A 4,434-nucleotide genomic window follows, 5' to 3' on the forward strand; every position below is an offset into this window, starting at 1 on the left:
CCCTATGCGCGGTAGGCGTCGCGGCGGTGGCGGATCGAGTGGGTCTCTACGGCACGGCTGGCTTCATCGATGCGGTAGATGATCCGATAGGTGCCACGGCGGGCCGAGTAGTACCCGTCGAAGGGTTCGTTGAGTGGCTTGCCCACTCGGGAGGGGCTGAGTGCGACTGTCCGGTAGACGGCCTCCGTCGCCGCGATCGCCACGTCCAGTGGAAGGTGCTCGCTGAGGTTTCGGCGAGCTTGCCGGGAGAACAGGACCGTGTACGGGCTGGGCTTCTCGGCGGCGCCTGCGTCGGCCTCCTCGTCGCTGGCGGCCATCAGGCCGCCCCGCGGCGGCGCTCCAGCTCGGCCCGGACCTCCTCCACGGCGAACGTGTCCCCTGTCGCGAAGTCCTCCCGCGACTGGCGTAGATCGGCCAGGGCCTCGTCATCGGAGAGCAGATCGAGCGTCTCCTGCATCGACTCGTACTCTGCCACCGAGATCAGCATGACGTCGGCCCGGCCGTTACGGGTGATCGTGAAGTGGTCGTGCTCCCGCGCTACCCGGTCGGCGAGCTCGGCGATCCGGGCCTTGGCCTGCGTGATCGAAATAGTCTCCATAGAGGTCAGAATAGTGACCGGTCTGAATCATAGCCAGAATACGGGTAGAAGATCGACTGGTGTCTGTCCGACGCACGGTAGCGCTGCAGCACTCGTGCGCCGACTGCCGGGTGATCCCGGGCACGGGGCCGGTCCCGGGCTGAGGAGGCTGCCGCAGTAGGAAGACAGTGAGGATGGCGACGTCGTCCTGGGGCGGGCCGTCGGCAGGTAGGGGTCCCGGCGTTCGATCTGCTTCCGTGACGACTTGTGGGGTGCCAGAAGCCGGCCTGGGACTGTGGCCCAGGGTGATGCTGATGTACGGCCTGTCGGGGCCGGAGGCACTGTTGCATTGGGCGCAGGCAGGATGCGGTGGATGCGCCGGACCGATGATCAGATCGCCAGGGCGAACTTGGTGAAGGCAGCCGTCAGCCGCTGGCGGGGTTCGGCGTCCGTGTCGAGTTCGTAGCGGCACGCGACCGCGTGGTCATACCCGGTTATACTAAGCGCATGAAGACTGCGATCTCGATCCCGGACGAGACGTTCAACGAGGCTGAGCGTCGCGCGGCCGCACTCGGCGTGAGTCGCTCCGAGTTCTTCACGACAGCCGCCCGTCGCTACATCCAGGAGCTCGACGCCCAGTCCCTGACTGAGCGTATCGACGCCGCTCTTGAGCTCGCGGGTCCCGACGACTCGTTCCAGGACGCGGTGCTCGCCGGCCGGCGAGCACTGGGCGACAGCGAGGGCTGGTGATCAGCCGTGGCGATATTCGCTGGGTCGACCTCGGTGAGGCGGAGGGCAGCCGCCCCGCGAAACGCCGCCCAGTGGTGGTCGTCCAGTCCGCGTTCTACAACGCGAGCCGGTTGGCCACAGTCGTCGCAGTCGTCATCACGTCGAATACCGCGCTCGCCACCATGCCCGGCAACGTCTTCCTCCCCGCCGCGGTGACCGGCCTACAATGCGACTCTGTGGCCAACGTGACCGCCATCGTCACGCTCAACAAGGACGAACTCGGGCACGCTGTCGGCGCTGTCCCGGAGAGCCTCATGCGAGACCTGGGCCGGGGGCTACGTCAGGTACTCGCGCTCTGACGTGTGCGGCAGTGTGCCGCCAACACCGCGGCGGGGCATCACCGCTCGGCACGGACGCCGAACCCCGCCAGCGGCTGACGGCTGCCTTCACTGAGCTCGCCCTGGCGATCTGACCACTCGTCCGACACAGGTCCACCGTGTCCCGGGGCGATGGGGAGACGGCGCTGCCGGAGGCCGGCCGCAGCCCGGTGCACCTCGAGGCGAAGGTGTTCGACCTGATGACCGCGTGGATCGAGCGGTACCGGCGGCAGGCCGAGGAGCGTTACCGACGCCTCGACGCCGTGCTGGCCGCCATGAACGACGACGCCGCCAGCATCACCGGCGTCACCGACATCACCACGAACAACGCCCGTGACGACGAACAGCCGACAAAGGAAAAGGAGACAGCCTGATGAGCACCATCGCTGCCGCCGTGATCGAAGCCGACCAGAACGTACCGATCATCCGGATCACCCGGGACTTCGCGGCCACCCCGGAACAGCTGTTCCGGGCGCACACCGACCCCGCCCTGTTCGCGCGGTGGGTCGGGCCGAACGGACTGCGGACCCGGATCGAGCACTGGGACGCCAGGACCGGTGGAAGCTGGCGTTATGTCGCCGAGCACGACGGCAACGAGTTCGGCTTCCACGGTAGTTTCCACGAGGTCCGCACCGACCGTATCGTGCAGACCTTCACGTTCGATGGTGAACCGGACGGCGTCGCGCTCGAGACGCTGCGGTTCGAGGACCTCGGCGACGGCCGTACCAGACTGCACGCCCAGTCGCTGGTGGACAGCTTCGACAGCCGGGACGCCTGGCTGCGCAGCGGGATGGAGAGCGGGGTCAACGAGGGCTACACCAAACTCGACATCCTGCTTTCCGCCGGTGGAGTCTGAGGTGGTGCTCCCCGGTGTCGCTCGTCCGCCGACCGGCCGGTGAGCGAGTGACACCGGCGGATCAGCGATACCTTCGACGAGCGAGGGAAGCCCCGGTGGTGGTCCGGGTTGCCGAACGGTCTACTCCCGCCATTGTTGCTGGGTGGTCTGGTTGCACTCCCACAGCTGCACCCTCGTGCCGTCCCAGCCGGCGTTGGAATCGGCATCGAGGCACCGGCCGTACGGGGCGCCCCATCCGTTCTGATAGGCGTTTGCCCCCGCGGTGTTACGGTAGTACCACCGTTGCTGGGCGAACCCGTTGCACATCCAGAGCTGTACCTTCCCGCCGTTACTGCCGATGGTGTTCGTGTCGGCGTCGAGGCACATCCCCGGCCACTTCACGCTGTGAATCAACGCTCCGGTATGCAGGTCGCCTTCGTAGTACCACTGTTGCTGGACGGATCCGTTGCACGTCCAGAGCTGGACCCTCGTGCCGTTGACGCCCTGATAGTTGATGTCGGCGTCAAGGCACATGCCCTGCCCGAAACGGTTGCTATGGAGGGTGATTCCGCCGGTAGCCACCGGAGCTGTCGACGTATCCCGGCTCTGACCGGATTCTTCTGTCACGAAGGGCCTGGGCGAACCGGCCGCCTCGTCCGACGGTGCATTTCCTCCTGATGTGCGAATTATGAGCACGGTCGTGACCATCGCAAGCACGACCGCAGCGCACCCGCTGACAATCCACCACAGCCGTTTGCGGCCTGGACGCCCAGGCGGCTCGGGTGTGTCCGGTGCCGGCTGAGGAGGCTTGAATTCGTCTGGCGACGGACCGGATGATATGAACGAACTGAATAGTTTCAGCGATTTAGGCAGATCGGATGGTCTGGGTGGGGTGGCATCATAGCGGCTGAGATCCGCGACCACGGTGGGAGGCAGCCAGTTCTCGTCGATGCGCAGCCGCTCGTCGGTGGATGCCGCCCGGCACAGCTCGATCAGCTCCGCCGGAGTGGGGCGAGCTGTCGGATCCTTCTCCATGCACCGTTCCAGCACATCGCGGACCCGGTCCGGGCAGCTGTCCCAGTCGGGCTGCCCGTGCACGATCCGGTAGGAGACGGCAGCGTCTCCGCCGAACGGCAGCCTGCCGGTGATCGCATAGTAGGCGGTGGAGCCGAGGGAGAAAATGTCCCCGGACGTGCTCAGAGAGACTCCCTGAGCCTGTTCGGGAGCCATGAACGCAGGCGTGCCGATTCGAACCCCGGTCTGGGTGATCTTTGTTTGGGCGGCTTCGATTGCCCGGGAAATACCGAAATCGATTACTCGGGGGCCGTCCGCGGCAAGAATGATGTTGCTTGGCTTGAGGTCGCGGTGGATCACACCGGCGTCGTGGATGGACTGCAGTGCCTCCGCGACTCCGGCGATCAGCAGCAGGACGGTCTCCGCTGGCAGTGGTCCATGACGGGTGACGGTTACGGCGAGAGAGGGGGCTGCAATGTAGGCGGTGGCCAGCCACGGGCGTGGGGCGTGCGGGTCACAGGCGATGACCGGAGCGGTGTACAAGCCCAGGACCCGTTGGGCGATCTTCACCTCTTCTTCGAAGCGACGCCGGAACTCGGGATCGGTGGCGAGCCCCGGCCAGGCCACTTTGAGCGCGACCTGCCGGCCGCCGGGGGTGTGGGACAGGTACACAATCCCCATGCCGCCCTCGCCGATCCGGGCCCAGAGCGGATATGTGCCGATCTCGCGGGGATCCTCCGGGCTCAGCGGGGTGAACACCGGCTCCCGGCCTCGTCCCGCCTCATCAGGTGTGTTCGGCGGGTTCGGCTGTGGCATGTCTTCCCCCGGGACGGTGCGGTCCGTGTCCGGCGATGTGCTGGTCATCGCTTCTCCGTGTAGCTTGCTGTCCGTGACCATAACGG

General features: G+C 66.4%; 7 protein-coding genes. 4 read left to right on the plus strand and 3 right to left on the minus strand.

The features are described from left to right. Positions 1-2: 2 nt before the first annotated feature. Both AC5LUJ_RS22645 and AC5LUJ_RS22650 read right to left on the minus strand, forming a co-directional pair. On the minus strand, positions 3-317 hold the full coding sequence (locus AC5LUJ_RS22645) for a type II toxin-antitoxin system RelE family toxin (protein ID WP_250286201.1): 315 nt from the start codon (positions 315-317) through the stop codon (positions 3-5). After that, positions 317-598 (minus strand): type II toxin-antitoxin system Phd/YefM family antitoxin, encoded by a 282-nt coding sequence (locus tag AC5LUJ_RS22650; RefSeq protein WP_250286203.1) that lies wholly within the window; start codon positions 596-598, stop codon positions 317-319. The genes AC5LUJ_RS22645 and AC5LUJ_RS22650 overlap by 1 nt, the downstream gene beginning before the upstream one ends. A 486-nt stretch (positions 599-1,084) precedes the next feature. Between AC5LUJ_RS22650 and AC5LUJ_RS22655 the strand changes: the two genes are divergently transcribed. From AC5LUJ_RS22655 to AC5LUJ_RS22670, 4 genes are all read left to right on the plus strand, one after another. Further along, positions 1,085-1,327 (plus strand): CopG family ribbon-helix-helix protein, encoded by a 243-nt coding sequence (locus tag AC5LUJ_RS22655; protein ID WP_250286205.1) that lies wholly within the window; start codon positions 1,085-1,087, stop codon positions 1,325-1,327. Continuing rightward, positions 1,324-1,665, plus strand: a complete 342-nt coding sequence (locus AC5LUJ_RS22660) for a type II toxin-antitoxin system PemK/MazF family toxin (protein ID WP_493465715.1) — start codon at positions 1,324-1,326, stop codon at positions 1,663-1,665. Before AC5LUJ_RS22655 ends, AC5LUJ_RS22660 begins: the two co-directional genes overlap by 4 nt. A 137-nt stretch (positions 1,666-1,802) precedes the next feature. After that, entirely contained in the window at positions 1,803-2,057 is a 255-nt protein-coding gene (locus tag AC5LUJ_RS22665) for a hypothetical protein (RefSeq protein ID WP_250286207.1), read from the plus strand. Next, positions 2,057-2,539 carry an SRPBCC family protein gene (locus AC5LUJ_RS22670; RefSeq protein WP_250286210.1) on the plus strand — a complete coding sequence of 161 codons (483 nt, stop codon included), beginning with the start codon at positions 2,057-2,059 and terminating at the stop codon, positions 2,537-2,539. Before AC5LUJ_RS22665 ends, AC5LUJ_RS22670 begins: the two co-directional genes overlap by 1 nt. Before the next feature lie 120 nt (positions 2,540-2,659). Here the strand turns inward: AC5LUJ_RS22670 and AC5LUJ_RS22675 are convergent, their stop codons facing one another. Then, positions 2,660-4,396: a protein kinase domain-containing protein gene (locus tag AC5LUJ_RS22675; RefSeq protein WP_445548175.1), complete on the minus strand. Its 1,737-nt coding sequence runs from the start codon at positions 4,394-4,396 to the stop codon at positions 2,660-2,662. Positions 4,397-4,434: the final 38 nt, after the last annotated feature.

The sequence above is a fragment of the Protofrankia sp. CiP1_Cm_nod3 genome, from assembly GCF_982290655.1.